Origin of the sequence: Roseovarius litoreus (assembly GCF_900142765.1) — a bacterium.
Lineage (GTDB): Bacteria > Pseudomonadota > Alphaproteobacteria > Rhodobacterales > Rhodobacteraceae > Roseovarius > Roseovarius litoreus.
Genome location: NZ_FRCB01000005.1, coordinates 209,171 through 226,632, shown reverse-complemented (window position 1 = coordinate 226,632; position 17,462 = coordinate 209,171). Strand labels below are relative to the sequence as shown.

General features: G+C 64.1%; 16 protein-coding genes. 11 read left to right on the top strand and 5 right to left on the bottom strand.

The genetic code is table 11. From position 1 onward, the window contains the following. Positions 1–116: 116 nt before the first annotated feature. The gene (locus tag F3H35_RS11805) at positions 117–1,661 is read left to right on the top strand and encodes a trimethylamine methyltransferase family protein (RefSeq protein ID WP_149779781.1); all 1,545 of its coding nucleotides are present in this window, start codon (positions 117–119) and stop codon (positions 1,659–1,661) included. 9 nt (positions 1,662–1,670) lie between these two features. Here F3H35_RS11805 and F3H35_RS11800 read toward each other — a convergent pair whose 3' ends face one another. Continuing rightward, the gene (locus F3H35_RS11800; RefSeq protein ID WP_007816144.1) at positions 1,671–1,961 is read right to left on the bottom strand and encodes a DUF6477 family protein; all 291 of its coding nucleotides are present in this window, start codon (positions 1,959–1,961) and stop codon (positions 1,671–1,673) included. Between the two features lie 231 nt (positions 1,962–2,192). Here F3H35_RS11800 and F3H35_RS11795 point away from each other — a divergent pair, with 231 nt between their 5' ends. Continuing rightward, complete coding sequence (locus F3H35_RS11795; RefSeq protein WP_149779780.1) at positions 2,193–3,323, top strand: DUF6456 domain-containing protein; 1,131 nt, start codon at positions 2,193–2,195, stop codon at positions 3,321–3,323. 15 nt (positions 3,324–3,338) lie between these two features. Here the strand turns inward: F3H35_RS11795 and F3H35_RS11790 are convergent, their stop codons facing one another. Next, on the bottom strand, positions 3,339–4,073 hold the full coding sequence (locus tag F3H35_RS11790) for a VIT1/CCC1 transporter family protein (protein ID WP_149779779.1): 735 nt from the start codon (positions 4,071–4,073) through the stop codon (positions 3,339–3,341). A gap of 168 nt (positions 4,074–4,241) precedes the next feature. On the opposite strand from F3H35_RS11790, the gene lipA reads away from it, so the two are divergent. Further along, positions 4,242–5,186, top strand: a complete 945-nt coding sequence (gene lipA / locus F3H35_RS11785; protein WP_149779778.1) for a lipoyl synthase — start codon at positions 4,242–4,244, stop codon at positions 5,184–5,186. A 93-nt stretch (positions 5,187–5,279) separates the two neighbouring features. Here the strand turns inward: lipA and F3H35_RS11780 are convergent, their stop codons facing one another. Continuing rightward, positions 5,280–5,849, bottom strand: coding sequence for a YcbK family protein (locus F3H35_RS11780; RefSeq protein ID WP_149779777.1), 570 nt, complete (start codon positions 5,847–5,849; stop codon positions 5,280–5,282). A 305-nt stretch (positions 5,850–6,154) separates the two neighbouring features. Between F3H35_RS11780 and F3H35_RS11775 the strand changes: the two genes are divergently transcribed. From F3H35_RS11775 to F3H35_RS11760, 4 genes are read left to right on the top strand one after another with little or no spacing between them, the layout of a single operon-like run. Next, entirely contained in the window at positions 6,155–7,783 is a 1,629-nt protein-coding gene (locus F3H35_RS11775; protein ID WP_223228394.1) for a L,D-transpeptidase family protein, read from the top strand. A gap of 27 nt (positions 7,784–7,810) precedes the next feature. Next, entirely contained in the window at positions 7,811–8,902 is a 1,092-nt protein-coding gene (lpxD, locus tag F3H35_RS11770) for a UDP-3-O-(3-hydroxymyristoyl)glucosamine N-acyltransferase (RefSeq protein ID WP_149779776.1), read from the top strand. 42 nt (positions 8,903–8,944) lie between these two features. Next, the gene (locus tag F3H35_RS11765; RefSeq protein ID WP_149779775.1) at positions 8,945–9,205 is read left to right on the top strand and encodes an acyl carrier protein; all 261 of its coding nucleotides are present in this window, start codon (positions 8,945–8,947) and stop codon (positions 9,203–9,205) included. After that, entirely contained in the window at positions 9,202–10,413 is a 1,212-nt protein-coding gene (locus F3H35_RS11760) for a beta-ketoacyl-[acyl-carrier-protein] synthase family protein (protein ID WP_149779774.1), read from the top strand. Before F3H35_RS11765 ends, F3H35_RS11760 begins: the two co-directional genes overlap by 4 nt. Positions 10,414–10,499: 86 nt before the next feature. Here the strand turns inward: F3H35_RS11760 and F3H35_RS11755 are convergent, their stop codons facing one another. Further along, positions 10,500–11,171: an invasion associated locus B family protein gene (locus tag F3H35_RS11755; RefSeq protein WP_223228393.1), complete on the bottom strand. Its 672-nt coding sequence runs from the start codon at positions 11,169–11,171 to the stop codon at positions 10,500–10,502. Positions 11,172–11,634: 463 nt separating this feature from the next. Here F3H35_RS11755 and F3H35_RS11750 point away from each other — a divergent pair, with 463 nt between their 5' ends. Then, on the top strand, positions 11,635–13,194 hold the full coding sequence (locus F3H35_RS11750) for a helicase HerA-like domain-containing protein (protein WP_149779772.1): 1,560 nt from the start codon (positions 11,635–11,637) through the stop codon (positions 13,192–13,194). Here F3H35_RS11750 and F3H35_RS11745 read toward each other — a convergent pair. Continuing rightward, positions 13,191–14,153 (bottom strand): phosphotransferase, encoded by a 963-nt coding sequence (locus tag F3H35_RS11745; RefSeq protein WP_223228392.1) that lies wholly within the window; start codon positions 14,151–14,153, stop codon positions 13,191–13,193. The two genes, F3H35_RS11750 and F3H35_RS11745, sit on opposite strands and share 4 nt — an antisense overlap. 104 nt (positions 14,154–14,257) lie before the next feature. Here F3H35_RS11745 and F3H35_RS11740 point away from each other — a divergent pair, with 104 nt between their 5' ends. From F3H35_RS11740 to dxs, 3 genes are read left to right on the top strand one after another with little or no spacing between them, the layout of a single operon-like run. Continuing rightward, the gene (locus tag F3H35_RS11740) at positions 14,258–14,500 is read left to right on the top strand and encodes an exodeoxyribonuclease VII small subunit (protein ID WP_007816170.1); all 243 of its coding nucleotides are present in this window, start codon (positions 14,258–14,260) and stop codon (positions 14,498–14,500) included. Positions 14,501–14,504: 4 nt separating this feature from the next. Next, a complete protein-coding gene (locus F3H35_RS11735) occupies positions 14,505–15,401 on the top strand; it encodes a polyprenyl synthetase family protein (RefSeq protein WP_149779770.1) in 897 nt (298 codons plus the stop codon). 29 nt (positions 15,402–15,430) lie between these two features. Then, positions 15,431–17,359, top strand: a complete 1,929-nt coding sequence (gene dxs, locus F3H35_RS11730) for a 1-deoxy-D-xylulose-5-phosphate synthase (RefSeq protein WP_149779769.1) — start codon at positions 15,431–15,433, stop codon at positions 17,357–17,359. Positions 17,360–17,462: the final 103 nt, after the last annotated feature.

Sequence of the window (17,462 nt, the reverse complement as noted above, 5' to 3'; positions counted from 1 at the left end):
CGCTTTAGACCCCAAGAGGGCGCAAATCTCCGATGGCGGGGCGTTTTGCTGCGATATGGATGCGCGCAGCTGCCCCCGAGCCGGGGCGTTTCAACCAATGCAGGGGTCAGACAATCATGGTCGAAGCAGAAACCCGCAGACGGGCACGGGGCGGCGGCGGCGCCGCACGCCGGGCCGAACGCACATCCGTCAGCATCGAGACCGCGCGCTATATCGAGCGCAACATTCCGGTATATGACATCCTGACCGATGAGGCGCTGGAGATCATCGAGACGAACGCGGAAACGATTCTCGAAGAGATCGGCGTCAATTTCGTCGAGAACCCCAAGGCGTTGGAGCGCTGGCGCAACGCCGGTGCCAGCATCGAGGGCGAGCGGGTGCGCATTCCGCGCGGTCTGGCGCGGCAGCTCTGCGCGACGGCGCCCTCGCGCTATGTCCAGCATGCCCGCAACCCCGCCCGCAATGTCGAGATCGGCGGCAAGACACTGGTCTGTGCGCCGGTCTATGGCCCGCCCTTCGTGCGCGACATGGAAGGCGGACGCCGCTATGCGACGATGGCCGATTTCGAACGTTTCGTGAAACTGGGCTATATGTCGAAATGGCTGCATCATTCCGGCGGCACCGTATGCGAGCCCACGGATGTTCCGGTGAACAAGCGCCATCTGGACATGCTCTATGCCCACATGACGCTGAGCGACAAGCCCTTCATGGGATCGGTCACCGAACCGAGCCGGGCACGCGACAGTGTCGAAATGTGCGAGATCCTGTTCGGCAAGGAGTTCGTGCGCGACAATACGGTGATGACCTCGCTCATCAACATCAACTCGCCGATGACCTTCGACGATGTGATGATGGGCGCGCTCGAAGTCTATGCAGAGCATAATCAGGCCTGCATCGTGTCGCCCTTCATCGTCGGTGGCGCGATGGCGCCGGTGTCGGTCATGGGCACACTTACGCAGGTTCTGGCCGAGGTGCTGGCGGGCATCGCCTATAGCCAGCTGGTGCGCCCGGGCGCGCCGGTGATCTTCGGCGCGTTCGTCACCTCGATCGACATGAACAGCGGCGCGCCCACTTTCGGCACGCCCGAGGCCAGCCAGATCCTGTATGGCGCGGGACAATTGGCGCGGCGCATGAACCTGCCGTTCCGGTCGGGCGGAAGCCTGTGCGGCTCAAAGCTGCCGGATGCGCAGGCCGCCTATGAGACCGCCAACACGCTCAATGCGGCGATGATGGGCGGGGTGAACTTCATGCTGCACAGCTGTGGCTGGCTGGAAGGCGGTCTGGTGGCGAGCTTCGAGAAATTCGTGATGGACGCCGACCAGCTTGGCGCGCTCCACAAATTCGCTGAAGGCATCACCACCGACGAGAACGGGCAGGCGATGGGCGCGATCCGCGAGGTCGGCCCCGGCGGCCATTACCTTGGGTGCGAACATACGCAGTCCAATTTCAAGAAGGCGTTCTGGCGCTCGGACGTGCTGGATTACAAACCGTTCGAGACATGGCACGAGGAAGGCGGGCGCGACACGATGGTTCTGGCCAACGCCAAGATGCATCAGATGCTGGCCAATTATCAGCAGCCGCCGCTTGATCCCGCCATCGCCGAGGCGCTGGCCGCCTATGTGGCGCACAAGAAAGCCTCGATGCCCGACGCGTTCTCCTGAGCGTTGCGGTCAGGCCGATAGCGAGGCGCGCAGCAGGCGCGCCTCGCCCATCATCGCGATCAGAATCTCGACATGGCGTTCCGCGGAATAGCCCGCGTCGCGATGCGTGCGCTGGCTTTCGAGAATCAGTTCCATATCCATCAGCCGCATGAGAGCAGGTCCGCTGCGGGGCAGGGTGCCCATGCCCAGATGCCGGGGCAGATGCGTGTTGCGGCGATACTCCATGAGCCCGAAACGGGCCGCATGGATCAAAAGGCGGGGCCGGCGCAGGGCGGCCATATGCGAGAGGATGTCGTTCATGTCTGGTCTCCGATCAGATCGTCTCCCCTCTTGGTGACACAACCTGAGCGGGTGTTGCGCATCTGGCTGATGTGGCGCGCGCCGTGATATGTGCTTGTTCATAATTCGGAAACAATTGTTGCTGAAACGTTATCAGTTAACGAACTGGTAACGATTTACACGCAAGGGTTGTGGATAACCCTGTGGATGATTTTGCCGCGCCCTGCGTGGCCTGACCGATGGAGAGACGCCGTGGCTGCTGATCCAGAGACCATCGACCCGATAGCCGCGCTGCCGGACTGGGTGCCGGAACCTGCGCGGCGCTACATCGCCCATACCGAGGCGGGCACATCCATCCGCGCCCTCGCGCGGCGGGCCGGCTGTCACGCCTCGACCGTTCTGCGCCAGATCAGGGCCTATGAGGCCCGCCGCGACGATCCGCTGGTGGATGCCGCGCTCAGGCGCATTGGCCGGCGGATGCCGCCGCCTGTCAGACGGCACCCCGCCCAGGAGGAGACCAGAAAAATGGACAAGACTGTTCTTCAGGATACCGCTGCGCTGGCTGGCGGGACGTTGCTGAGCGAAGCCTGCCGCGTGCTCAAGCGGCTGTGCGAATCCGGCGCGGTGCTGGCCGTGGCGGCGGATATGGAAAAGGCGGTTGTGCTGCGCGACGGCCCGTCAGGGCAGGCAAGCCGGACCGCGGTGGTGGATCGTTCGGTGGCCGAGGCGATGGCGCTCAATCACTGGATCGCCTGCCAGTCCCAGGGCCGGGTGTCCCGCTACCGGATCACAAAAAGCGGGCGCGAGGCCATGATGACGCTGCTGGATGACACCCCGGCGTCACAGGACGGCATCGCTGCGGGCTTTCGGGACATGCGCCCGGCCTTGGCGCATGACCGGGCAGACAGCCATGCGAACGACGCCTCGGATCGGCAGCGCAGGCTGCGCTATGGCGCGGCCGAAACGCCGCTGATCGCGCTGGCGCGGCGCCGGGATCGCGACGGGCTGCATTTCCTGTCTCCCGAGCTCGTGCGCGCCGGAGAGCGTCTGCGCGAGGATTTCGATCTTGCGGGGCTTGTGCCGTTGCGACCGGGCAGCTGGGATCAGATGATGCTGCAGACGACACACGCGCCGGGGCATGCACAGGGTGGTCCGGGCAGCCCGGATGCCGCGCGCCTGCGTGTGCTCGAGGCGCTGCGCGAGCTTGGCCCCGGCCTTGGGGATGTGGCGCTGCGGTGCTGTTGCTATCTCGAAGGGCTGGAGACCGCCGAGAAACGCATGGGCTGGTCGGCGCGCTCGGGCAAGATCGTGCTGCGCATCGCGCTGCAGCGGTTGCGCCGCCATTATGACGGCTTGCATGATGGCGGGGGGCTGATCGGGTAGGGCGCGGGGCCTGCCTCAGCCGCCCACCAGCCAGCCCACGAAGAACGCGACGATGGCACAGACCGTGCCGACAAGAACCGTTTCCCCGACCGAACGGGTGATGCGTTCACGCGTCGCGCTGAACCGCAGAAGGCCAAGGCCGATCAGGGCGCTGAGCGTCGTGCCGATGGACATGTAGAAGGTCTCTTGGGTCGGCTCGAAGAGGAAATACGGCACCAAGGGAATCGAGCCGAAAATCACGAAGGACATGAAGGTGAACAGCCCGTTGAGGGCCGGGTTTTCCTCGTCCGGGTCCTGCATGCCGAATTCATAGGTCATCATCAGATCGGCCATGATCTGCGGATGGCGCGACAGGATCGCGGTGGCGGTGTCGGCCTCGCCCGCCGGCAGGCCGCGTTGGCGCAGGATTTCGAACAGTTCCATACGCTCCTGTTCGGGGTTGCGGGCGATTTCGCGCAGTTCGGCCTGTCGCCGCGCCCGGTAGAGATCATGCTGCGAGCGGGCCGACAGGAATTCGCCCAAGCCCATGCTGACCGCATCGGCAAAGAGGTTGGCAAGCCCGAAGACCAGCACCGCGACCCCGCCGATCTGGGCCACGCCATCGGCCGATGCCCCCGCGAATCCCGCGACGATCGCAAAGGTGGTGACGATCCCGTCATTGCCGCCATAGACGATTTGCTTGAGGAATTCCTGTGTCTTGCCCAAGGCATGATCCTCGCGCCGATGGGCCTGCCAGTCCAGATGTTCCACACGCTGTCCCTTGTTGTGTGATGGTTGCGCGCAGAATAGACCAAGGCGCGAAGGCTGCAACCCGGCGGCACCGCGCGGCGGTGCATGGCGGATATGCGGAACTGGCACTCGCGCCTGGCTTGGACTATGTTACGCACATCACAAGGACCGAGCAGCGGGGAGTTTTCCGTGCGAGACATCAAGATACCGGGCCAGCGACACCCCGAAAAGGCGCATCGCCCGGACAATGCGCAACCCAAGAAACCCGACTGGATTCGCGTCAAGGCGCCGACCGGGGCAGGGTATCGCGAGACCCACAAGATCATCCGCGAGCACAAGCTGGTGACGGTCTGCGAAGAGGCCGGCTGCCCCAATGCGGGCGAATGCTGGAGCCAGGGACATGCCACCATGATGATCATGGGCGATGTCTGCACGCGCGGCTGCACCTTTTGCAACGTGGCCACGGGCAAGCCGGATGCGCTTGACCTGTTCGAGCCGGGCCGGGTAGCCGATGCGGTGCAGAAACTGGGACTGAACCATGTGGTCATCACCAGCGTGGACCGCGACGATATCGACGATGGTGGGGCCGAGCATTTCGCCCAGACCATCCGCGCCGTGCGTCATCGCAGCCCCGGCACCACGATCGAGATCCTGACCCCGGATTTCCTGCATTGCGCGCCGTCGGTTCTGGAAACCGTGGTGGCGGCGAAACCGGACGTGTTCAACCACAATCTCGAGACGGTGCCGGCGCTTTATCCCACGGTGCGCCCGGGAGCGCGGTATTTCCATTCGCTGCGCCTTTTGCAGAGGGTGAAAGAGATCGATCCGATGATGTTCACCAAATCGGGCATCATGGTGGGGCTTGGCGAGGACCGCGTGCAGGTCCATCAGGTGATGGACGACATGCGCGCCGCGGGCATCGATTTCCTGACCATCGGCCAGTATCTGCAGCCCACGCCCAAGCATCACGCGGTGGATCGGTTCGTGCATCCCGATGAATTCGCGGCCTATGAAAAGGTGGCTTATGGCAAGGGCTTCCTGATGGTGTCGGCGACGCCGCTCACGCGCTCGTCCTATCATGCGGGCGACGATTTCGAGCGGCTGCGCGCGGCGCGGCTGAAGAAAATCGGCTGACCCGAGGGCCGCGATAGCTGGCAGACATGAAAAAACCGGCCTCTGCGAAAGGCCGGTTTTTTTATGTCCAACAGGGTGCGGGAGAGACCGTGCTCAGCCGCCCCAGGTGCGCACGGGACCGCAATCCATATGCACGAAGTTGGACCCGGAATATTTGCCGACGCCACCGCCCCTGCAGGCCGAGGCCGCGCGGAACATCTGCCCGACAGAGCGGGAATTGAGCCGAAGATCCGCCGCTTCGCCCTGCAGATGCAGGGAGTTGCGCGCCACACCGCTCGAGCGGCTGCGCAGCATCGCGTTGGTCTTGGGGCTGCGATAGCCCGACAAGAGCATGTAGGGCTCGTTCACATCCATGAGATTATGCGCCGCCGCCATGATGTCGATCGTGCGCAGGTCGATGTTGTGAACGTCATTCGTGCGCCAGTCGCGCATGAAGAGCGAAATCTCGCGAACCGCGTCGCGGATATAGTCGCCTTCGATCCAGTAGATCGTGTCGATGCTTTCGCCCGTGCGCGGAGATGTCATCCGCAACCGCCTGATGTCGCCTGCTCCGCGAAGGAAGCCAGCGGCGTTCGAGTAGGTCGGTGCCGCCGCAACCGCGCTGGCTGCAAAAGCACCCAGCAACGCGCGACGCGTGATGCCCGAAGAGCTGTAGTCCGTCATATGCTTAGCGCCTGTCCCGTATCTTGCTCGTTCGGTCCGCTATCCAGCGAACTCGGTGTCTGTTCCCCAAGTGCGTGAAACATATCGCATAAAAAGAATCACGGACCAAGCCTGTTTTGATGCAAATTGAAACGATCAAGGTTTTTCGGCAGTTTTTTGCGCAAACTGGAACCAGTGTCACCGTTTTACACTTAAGACGATGCGTTTTCGCCTCAGGCCTCGGGCCGTCTTGGAGGATCACACAGAATTTTATGGACAAGCGACAGGCGAGTGCTGGCACACTCAAGCATGTGTTTACAGACCGAATGAGCCGAGGGAACGCGATGCCGATGATTGCCACTGTCCTGCCAAGGGCGGTTCTGCTGAGTTCACTGATCTTTCTGGGCCAGCTTCTGCTGGGCACGGGCGCGCAGGCGCAGGTCACCGCCTTCAAACAGGCGGTTGCCGAAGCAGCCGCCAAGGACCGCGATCTGGCGGCGTTCTACCAGGACAATGAATTCACCGGCATCTGGATCGGCGACAGCGCGGCCGACAAGGCCCGGCGCGTGGCGCTTTTCGATGCGATCCGCAGCGCCGAGGACCACGGGCTTCCGGCGGCACGCTATGACGCCGAGGGGCTTATGGCCAAGCTGAAATCCGCCCGCAGCGCTCGCGATCTGGGCAAGGCGGAGGTGGCGCTCAGTCAGGTGTTCCTGCGGCTTTCGCGCGACATGCAGACCGGCGTTCTGGTGCCGGGACAGGTGGACGACGACATCAAGCGGCAAGTGCCCTATCGCGAGCGGCTGTCCTATCTGACCAATTTCGTGCAATCCAGCCCGCAGGCTTTCTTCCGTGCTCTGCCGCCGCAATCCAACGAATATGCCCGTCTGATGAAGGAAAAGCTGCGTCTCGAGCGGCTGGCCGACAGGGGCGGATGGGGGCCGGCCGTTCCCGCCGAGGCGGTGAAGCCCGGCCAATCGGGGGCTGCGGTCACGGCGCTGCGCGACCGGCTCGTGGCGATGGGGTTTCTCGATCGCTCGGCAACACAGGTCTATGACGAGAACATGCTGCATGCGGTGCAGCGCTTCCAGCTGGCGCATGGGCTGACACCCGACGGCGTGGCCGGGCCGGGCACTTTGGCCGAGATCAACGTGCCTGTGCAGGAGCGTCTCAAATCGCTGATTGTCGCGATGGAGCGCGAACGCTGGATCAACATGCCCTTGGGCGAGCGCCATATCCTTGTGAACCTGACCGATTTTCATGCCCGCATCATCGACGATGGCGCGGTGAGTTTCGAAACCCGGGTGGTCATCGGCAAGAATACCGGCGACCGGCGCAGCCCCGAGTTTTCCGACGAGATGGACCATATGGTCATCAACCCGACATGGCATGTGCCGCGCTCGATCGCGGTCGGGGAATACCTGCCCAAGATGAAGCGCAACCCCAACGCGGTCAGCCACCTCAGGCTGTACAACAGCCGCGGCCAGCAGGTCAGCCGTGGCGCGGTGAATTTCGCGGCCTACAATGCCTCGAATTTCCCGTTCTCGATCAAGCAGCCGCCCTCGCAGAGCAACGCTCTGGGGCTGGTCAAGTTCATGTTTCCCAACAAGTACAACATCTATCTGCATGACACGCCGGCCAAGGACCTGTTCGGACGCGAAGTGCGGGCCTATAGCCACGGCTGCGTGCGCGTGCAAAAGCCGTTCGAGCTGGCCTATGAGCTTTTGTCCAAGCAAGAGACCGACCCCAAGCGGGCCTTCCATTCGATTCTCGATACTGGCCGCGAAACGCGGGTGAACCTCGAGGAGGTCGTGCCGGTGCACATCATTTACCGCACCGCCTTCACGCAGGCGAAAGGCCCGGTGCAGTATCGTCGCGACGTCTATGGGCGTGATGGACGGATCTGGGATGCGCTCGACAAGGCGGGGGTTTCTCTACGCGCGGTTCAGGGGTAAACCACACTCCGTATCGAGGGGAGTGTCATGGCCTATACCGTCCAGCAGATTGCCGACTCTCTCGGGGCCAGCGCCCTGGGAGCGACCCATTTGGAAATCGACGCCGTCGCAGAGCCGTCAGATGCCGGGCCGCGCGATCTCGCGCTGGCGATGAAGCCCGAATATGCCGAGAAGATCGGACAGGGGCGCGCGCGCGCAGCGATGCTGTGGCAGGGGGCCGACTGGGCCGCGCTCGGGCTTGAGGCGGCGATCATCGCACCGCGCCCGCGTTTCGCTCTGGCGGGGCTGTCGGCGTTGATGGACCCGGGGCAGGGCTGGGACAGCGGCATTCATCCCTCGGCGGTGATCGATCCTCGGGCCGAGCTGGCGGAGGGCGTCAGCGTCGGGCCTTTGTGCGTGATCGGGGCGCGCGCCCGGATCGGTGCAGGCACGGTGATCGGCCCGCAATGTTTCATCGGCGCGGACAGCGTGATCGGGCAGGGCGGTTTCTTGCGCGAGGGGGTGCGGATCGGGCCGCGCGTGCGCATCGGTGACCGCTTCATCGCGCAGCCCAACGCGGTCATCGGCAGCGACGGATTTTCCTTTGTCACGCCAGAGCAATCCGGAGTGGAACGCGCCCGCGCCACGCTTGGCGATCAGGGCGAGGTCAAAAGCCAGTCCTATGCCCGTATCCACAGTCTGGGCGGCGTCACCATCGGCGATGATGTCGAAATCGGCTCGCATACCTGCATCGACCGGGGCACCATCCGCGACACCCAGATCGGCAACGGGACCAAGATCGACAACCTTGTGCAGATCGGACACAACGTCATCATTGGCCGCGACACGCTGCTTTGTGGTCAGGTCGGCATCGGCGGATCGGTAGTGATCGGGGATAATGTGGTGATGGCCGGTCAAACCGGAATCGGCGACAATCTGTTCGTCGGCAACAATGTCATCTGCGGCGGTGCGACCAAGGCCTTGTCGAATATCCCGGCCGGTCGGGTGATGCTGGGATATCCGGCGATGAAGATGGACAGCCAGATGGAGGTCTACAAGGGATTGCGCCGCCTCAAACGGCTTTTCCAGGATGTCGCGGATCTCAAGAAAACTGTTTCAAACCTGAGGCAGAGTGACTAAATCCACGGTGATTCTGGGGATGACTTCAGGAAGGTGACCACAATGAGCAGCATCAAGGACCGCGTGATCGACATCATCGCGCAGCAAGCCGTACTCGATCCTTCGGATGTGTCACCCGAAAGCACGCTGGAGGATCTGGGCATCGACAGCCTCGGGCTGGTCGAAAGCATTTTCGCGATCGAGGAAGAATTCGACATCTCGGTGCCGTTCAACGCAAACGCACCCGAAGAGAGCGAGTTCGACATCTCCTCGGTGGCCAGTATCATCGACGGCATCGAGGCGCTTGTGAAAGAGCAGTCGTGAAACGTGTCGTCATAACGGGCGCGGGCACGATCAACGCGCTTGGTCACAACGTGCCCGACACGCTCGAGGCGATGCGCGAAGGGCGCTGCGGGATCGGCGATCTGCAGTTTCGCGATGTCGACCGGCTGGCCATCCGCATCGGCGGTCAGGTGCGCGGCTACGAGCCGGAAACCCGCTTCAATCGCCAGCAATTGTCGCTCTACGACCGGTTCACCCAATTCACGCTGATCGCCGCCCGCGAGGCGATTGCCCAATCCGGGCTCGAGTTTTCCGGCGAGCTCGCCGCAAGGGCCGGGGTCGTGCTGGGCAATTCCGGCGGCGGGATGACCACGCTCGACGAGAATTACCGCTCGGTCTACGAGGATGGCAAGAACCGGGTGCATCCTTTCGTTGTGCCCAAGCTGATGAACAATGCCGCCGCCAGCCATGTGTCGATGGAGTTCAATCTCAAGGGGCCGAGCTTTACCGTCTCGACCGCCTGCGCCTCGTCCAATCACGCGATGGCACAGGCGTTTCAGATGGTGCATGGCGGGATGACCCCGGTGATGGTCACGGGCGGGTCGGAATCCATGCTGTGCTTCGGTGGCGTCAAGGCTTGGGAAGGTCTGCGCGTGATGTCCAAGGATGGGTGCCGTCCGTTCTCGGCCAATCGCAACGGCATGGTGCAGGGCGAAGGCGCAGGTATCTTCGTCTTCGAGGAATACGAGCATGCCCGTGCCCGCGGCGCCGAGATCCTTGCCGAAGTGGCGGGCTACGCGATGTCTTCGGATGCCGCCGATATCGTGATGCCCTCCAAGCAGGGGGCGGCCCGCGCGATCAAGGGCGCGCTGGCCGATGCGCGGCTCAACGCCTCGGAAGTGGGCTATATCAACGCGCATGGCACCGGAACGGCGGCCAATGACAAGACCGAAAGCGCGGCTGTGGCCGATGTGTTTGGTGCCCATGCCGACCGGCTGATGATTTCCTCGACCAAGTCGATGCACGGCCATCTGATCGGCGGCACCGGCGCGGTCGAGCTTTTGGCCTGCATTCTGGCGGTCCGCGATGGGGTGATCGCGCCGACCATCGGCTATGAGGAACCCGATCCCGAATGCGCGCTCGATGTCGTGCCAAACGAAGCACGCGAGGCCGATGTCAGCGTGGCGCTTTCGAATGCCTTTGCCTTCGGCGGGCTGAATGCGGTTCTGGCCCTCAAGCGTTTCACCTGAGCTTTCGTCTGCAACACGCTGTTAAACAAAGAAAAAGGCGCAACGCTTGAAGCGCTGCGCCCTGAATCTTCGGACCATCCGTGGCGTCAGTTGTCGACGATGGTCACATTGTCATAGGCGGCGGTGAAGCCTGAAAGCGAGGCCTTGATGTCCACCACCTGATCGGGCGCCTGCGCCGGGACGATCTGCAGATTGGCCATGGCACCCGCCTTGAACGCATCGATATCCGCCTGCGTGAAGCCGATGCGGGCATAACAGCCCACCATCGTGCAGAAGGAGAACGCATAGGTCTTGGCGCGGCCGCCATCGACCGACAGCTTCAGCTCTTCTGACAAAAGCGTGCCGAGCGGCACGATGATCGTGGCACCCGCCACGGCCTGCGCGCCCTCGGGCAGACGGAACAGGCTGAATTCCGCAACCGGGTTGCCGGCGTCTTCGGTCAGCAGCTGGTACATCTGGCAGGGGTCTTCCTCGCCGCCGCTGCGGAAGCAGCGCAATTGCCAGTCGCCATACTGATCCTTGATGTAGTTCGGATTCTCCCGCGCGGGACGGCCCAGATCCAGTTCCTCATCAGGCTTTGCCTCGTCACCGGGGGTTTCCGGCTCGGCTGCGGATTGGTCCTGTGCGGTCTCGGGCGCGGGCTGCGTGGTCTGGGCCGGGTCCGTGGCGCTGTCGCCCGTCGCGGTGTCCTGCGCTGCAAGCGAGGTGCTCATGCCCAGAAGGGCGACCAAGGGAAGAAGGTGAAGAAGTCTGGGCATTGCGTCCCCGTTCATCTGACTAAGTTACATTTCATGCGCTCTAACATGGCGCTGCCGAGGTGTCAGGATCAAATCCCATTCCGCGCCCTTCATCACGGCGACAAACCGCCGCTCGCGCGCCCGTGCCGGATGATCGTCCCGGGCGATGGCGCCGGGCTGTTCCGTCGCCGCCGCATGCCGCGAAAAACAGAAAAGAGACCTTGCGGCCTCTTTCCTTTAGTCTCCCTGCCGGACTGGCCGACTTAGTAATTGAGCGAACGCTAGGACAGTTATCGCAATCCGTCAACAGTCGAAAGAGAACCATATGCGCAAAAAAAGGCCACGTCCGAAGACGCGGCCAGTCTGACAGGGAGGAAGTCACCCCGAACCAGGAGGACATGAGATTCGGGGCAAGATTCATACTGGCGGTCAAACGTTAAGTAAGTATGTTCGAAGCGTGAAAAACCGGACGAGGGCGAGTGACATGGACAAACATATCTTCATCGGGGGCGGTGGGGCCGATTACGGTACCGCTCAGGGCCTGTCACTGAAATACGCCAACCGGCATGGGCTGATCGCGGGGGCCACCGGCACCGGCAAGACGGTCACCCTGCAGATCCTCGCCGAAGGGTTCTCGTCGGCGGGCGTGCCGGTGTTCCTGTCGGATGTGAAGGGCGATCTGTCGGGGCTGGCCGCCTCGGGCAGTGTCGAGTTCAAGCTGCACGAGGCCTTCACCAAACGCGCCACTCAGATCGGCTTTGCCGATTACCGCTACGAGTCCTTCCCGGTCACCTTCTGGGATCTCTTCGGCGAGCAGGGCCATCCCGTCCGCACCACCGTGGCCGAGATGGGTCCGCTTCTGCTCAGCCGCCTGATGGGCCTCAGCGAGGCGCAGGAAGGCATCATGAACATCGCCTTCCGGGTCTCGGATGAAGAGGGGATGCCGCTCTTGGATCTCAAGGATCTGCAGGCGCTTCTGGTCTGGGTCGGGGAAAACCGCGATGCGCTGTCGCTGCGATATGGCAATGTCTCGCCGCAATCGGTGGGTGCGATCCAGCGCCAGCTTCTGGTGCTTGAAAATCAGGGGGCCACGCAGTTTTTCGGCGAACCGGCACTCGACCTTGCCGATCTGATGCAGACCGCGCCGGATGGGCGCGGGCGGATCAACATCCTTGCCGCCGACAAGCTGATGGGCTCTCCCCGGCTTTATGCCACCTTCCTTCTGTGGCTTCTGTCGGAACTCTTCGAGAGCCTGCCCGAAGTGGGCGATCCCGACAAACCCAAGCTGGTGTTCTTCTTCGACGAGGCGCATCTTCTGTTCGACGACGCGCCCGACGCTCTGGTGGACAAGGTCGAACAGGTCGCGCGCCTGATCCGCTCCAAGGGGGTCGGGGTCTATTTCATCACCCAGAACCCCGATGACGTTCCCGAGGATATCCTGGGCCAGCTCGGCAACCGCGTGCAGCACGCGCTGCGCGCCTTTACCGCCCGCGACCAGAAGGCGTTGATGCGTGCGGCAGAAACCTATCGTCCGAACCCGCGTTTCGACACCGCCGACGCGATCCGCGATGTCGGCACCGGCGAGGCGGTGACTTCGATGCTCGAGGCCAAGGGCGCGCCGGGCGTGGTGGAGCGCACGCTGATCCGCCCGCCTTCGTCGAAACTGGGGCCGGTGGATGCCATAACGCGCGCCGGTGTGATCGCCACCTCTCCGCTCGCCGGAAAATACGAGACGGTGATTGATCGCAGATCGGCCCATGAGATCCTTGCCGAACGCGCCGCAGAGGCGGCAAAAGCCGCAGCCGAAGCCGAATTGGCCGAAAACGCCCCGCCTGCGCCCGAGGCGGAAGAGCCGCGCGAATTCACCGCCGCGCGGCGGTATTCCGGCTCACGCGTCAGCGGGTCCAGTGCACGGGACAAGGACGACTCGGGGCTTGGCGCCTTCGGTGAGGCCCTGACCGGCGCGGTTCTGAAAGAGCTCAAGGGCACCACGGGCCGCCGGATCGTGCGCGGGATACTAGGCGGGCTTTTCAAGGGCCGCTAAAGCCTGCTCATATCTTCGATGAGCGCCTCGTACATCTCGCCCGCGCGCCGGATCCGCGACTTCGACAGCGCGCGCGTCTCGACCCTGAGCAGCGCATCGACCCCCAGCATGAAGGGCAGGATGCACCGGCGTTCTGCTTCGGTCATCGCGAAAGCGTCGGTGAACGCATCCAGTAGGGCGCCATCCACCCCCAGCATGCGGCGCCCCGACGGGATCACGCCGCGCCGCCCCATATGCATGGCAAAGCGCGCGATATCCTTGTAGATCGGCATCCGCCCCGATCCGCCGGTGTCGATGCCGGTCATCCGCTGGCCTTCGACGATCAGGTTGTTGGGATGAAAATCGCCATGGCTGATGGCGACGCGCCACTCCAGCCCCTCGATCCGCTCGGCCAGACGGGTCATCTGTACGATCAGCTGCGTCTCGAGCTTGTGCAACCGTGCGAATGGCTGCGTCGCCGACGCGCGTTCTGCACGCTTGAGCCATCCCACCGGCTTTGCAGGCACCCAGCTTTCGGTGCTTTCGGTATAGCGCCTCAGCCAGTCCGCCGCCGGTGTCACCAGATCCGCGCGCACCGCCTCGGGCGAGGCGCGGACCAGCTCCAGCAGGGGCGTGCCCTCCACCTCTTCGATCGCCAGCAACCGATGCTCGGCATTGTGACGCAGCGGCTCGACCACGCGAAACCGCTTGCCCTGCATCTCGGGCCAGATGCGCTGCAATTCCTCCCATTCGCGGGACGAGACATCGTCCAGCGGGTCCATGAACATCCGCCAGACACAGGCCCGCCCGCCGATCCTTCCCCGGATCACCGCGCGCTTGCCGGGCACAAGACGGATGAGATCGCCAAGTTCGGCATCCGCAAGGCCCGGATCGGCCGAGCGGGCCGCTTCGAAGCGACCGACAATCTCTTCCAGGGCATCCAGATCCGGCATGCGATCACTTTGACGGGATTTGGTCATGGGCTGACCATTTCCCAGCCATTTGCCTGCGTCAACCGAATTGAACCCGCCCGCCGCCATCGGTAAGGTGGGCGCACAAAGGACAAGCACACAGGACATATCCCATGACCGACACCCCCGTTTCCGAGATGTCTTTCGAAGACGCCATGAAAGAGCTCGAAGAGGTCGTGGGCAAGCTGGAACGCGGCGATGTCGCGCTTGACGCGTCGATCAAACTCTACGAGCGCGGCGCGCAGCTCAAAAAACGCTGCGAGACCAAGCTCAAGGAAGCCGAGGAAAAGGTGGCCGCCATCACGCTCGATGGCGATGGCACCCCCACCGGAACACAGCCCGTCGAAGGCCTGTGACCCGATGGAGCACGGCGACAGGGCCGGTGCGCCGGTGAGCTTGGGTGAAAGCGGGCAGGCGGCGCGCGTTCAGGAGCATCTTGACCGGGTGCTGGACGCCTTCGGCGACGGGGCCGTGGCGCAGGCCATGCGCTATGCCTGCTCGGGCGGCAAACGCATCCGCGCGCGGCTGGTTCTGGATGGCGCGCGCCTGCATGACATCCCCGAGGCGCGGGCGCTCTGGCCCGCCTGCGCGATCGAGGCCATGCATGCCTATTCGCTGGTGCATGACGATCTGCCCTGCATGGACGATGACGATCTGCGCCGGGGCCAGCCCACCGTGCATATCCGCTGGGACGAGGCGACCGCCGTCCTGACCGGCGACGCGCTGCAGGCGCTCGCCTTCGAACTGGCCGCCCATCCCGACGGCGCCGCCACGGCGCAGGCCCGCGCCGATCTGGCGCTCAGCCTTGCGCGTGCGGCGGGCGGGCAGGGGATGGTGCTGGGCCAGGCACTCGACATCGCCGCCGAAACCGCCGACCGCCCCCTGACCCTGGATGAGATCACCCATCTGCAGGCGGGCAAGACCGGCGCCCTGATCGAATGGGCCGCCTGTGCCGGGCCGCGCATGGCGCTGGCCGACACAGCACCGCTAGCCGCCTATGCCGCAGCGCTCGGTCTGGCCTTCCAGATCCAGGACGATGTGATCGACGTGATCGGGGATGCGGCCGCCGCCGGCAAGGCCGTGGGCAAGGACGCCGCCGCCGGCAAGGCCACCTTCGTGTCGCTTCTGGGGCTCGATGAGGCGCGCGCGCGGGCCGCATCGCTGGTTGACCGTGCCTGTGATGCGCTATCTGGTTACGGCGATGACGCCGAAAGCTTGCGGGCGCTCGCCCGCTTCGTTATCTCGCGTCACAGCTGAGTTTTGCCCCAAGGAGGGCGCACGCCACCATGTCCAACCGTCCCGATACCCCGCTCCTGGACCTGGTCCAAAGCCCCGCCGATATCAAGCGGTTCTCCGATGCGCAGCTTGTCGAGCTGGCCCATGACCTGCGCGCCGAGACGATCTCCTGCGTCTCCGAGACAGGCGGACATCTGGGTGCGGGGCTTGGCGTGGTGGAGTTGACGGTGGCGCTGCATGCGGTGTTCGATGCGCCGCGCGACAAGATCATCTGGGATGTCAGCCACCAATCCTATCCGCACAAGATCCTCACCGGGCGCCGCGACCGCATCCGCACCCTGCGTCAGAAGGGCGGGCTGTCGGGCTTCACCAAACGCTCCGAGTCGCCCTATGATCCGTTCGGCGCGGCCCATAGCTCCACCTCGATCAGCGCCGCACTCGGCTTTGCCGTGGCGCGCGATCTGGGCGGCGCCTGCGACACGGGCCATGGCGATGCGATCGCGGTGATCGGCGACGGGGCGATGTCGGCGGGCATGGCCTTCGAGGCGATGAACCATGCAGGCCATCTGAAACAGCGCCTGATCGTCATTCTCAACGACAACGAGATGTCCATCGCGCCGCCCGTGGGGGCGCTGTCGTCCTATCTCTCGCGGCTCTATGCGGGCGAGCCGTTCCAGGAATTCAAGGCCGCGGCCAAAGGTGCCGTGTCGCTCCTGCCGCCGCCCTTTCAGGAAGGCGCGCGCCGCGCCAAGGACATGCTCAAGGGCCTGACCGTCGGCGGTACGCTCTTCGAAGAGCTTGGCTTCAGCTATATCGGCCCGATCGACGGGCATGACATGGACCAGTTGCTGCCGGTGCTGCGCACCGTGCGCGCGCGGGCCACCGGCCCCACGCTCATCCATGTCATCACCCGCAAGGGCAAGGGCTATGGCCCCGCCGAGGCGCGCCGCGATGGCGGCCATGCGACCGCGAAATTCGACCTCGTGACCGGCGAGCAGAAAAAAGCGCCCTCCAACGCGCCCAGCTACACCCGCGTCTTCGCCGATGCGCTGCTCGAGCATGCGGCGCAAGACGACAGGATCTGCGCCATCACCGCCGCCATGCCCGAAGGCACCGGGCTGGACCTCTTTGAGCAGCGCTACCCCTCGCGCTGCTTCGATGTGGGCATTGCCGAACAGCATGCCGTGACCTTCGCCGCAGGGCTTGCCGCGGGCGGGATGAAACCTTTCTGTGCGCTCTATTCCACATTCCTGCAGCGCGGCTACGATCAGGTGGTGCATGACGTGGCGATCCAGCGTCTGCCGGTGCGCTTCGCCATCGACCGCGCCGGGCTGGTGGGTGCGGATGGTCCGACCCATGCGGGTGCCTTCGATGTGGCCTATCTCGCCAATCTGCCGGGCTTCACCGTGATGGCCGCCGCCGACGAGGCCGAACTCAAGCATATGGTCGCCACCGCCGTCGCGCATGATGAGGGCCCCATCGCCTTTCGCTATCCCCGCGGTGAGGGGCAAGGCGTCGAGATGCCCGAACGCGGCGAGCCGCTCGAGATCGGCAAGGGCCGCATGATCCAGCAAGGCAGCCGTGTCGCGCTTTTGTCCTTCGGCACCCGGCTGGGCGAGGTGATGAAAGCCTCCGAGGCCCTGCGCGCGCGCGGCATCACCCCGAGTGTGGCCGATGCCCGCTTCGCCAAACCTCTGGACCGCGATCTGATCCTCGATCTCGCCGCCCGCCACGAGGCGCTCATCACCATCGAAGAAGGCGCCGTCGGCGGCTTCGGCAGCCATGTGGCGCAGCTTCTGGCCGATCACGCCGTGTTCGATGACGGGCTGAAATTCCGCTCCATGGTGCTGCCCGATACCTTCATCGATCAGGCCAGCCCCGAAGACATGTATGCCACCGCCGGTCTCGACGCCGACCATATCGAGGCCAGGGTCCTCGACGTGCTCGGCATCGCCCGGATCGGCCATCAGCGCGCCTGATCCTCGCCGCGCGCCGGCCCCTCACGTTTCTCGCGCGTTTCTTCTGGCCGCAAATATCCCGGGGGTCCGGGGGCAGGGCCCCCGGAGTTTTTCCCCTGTCGCT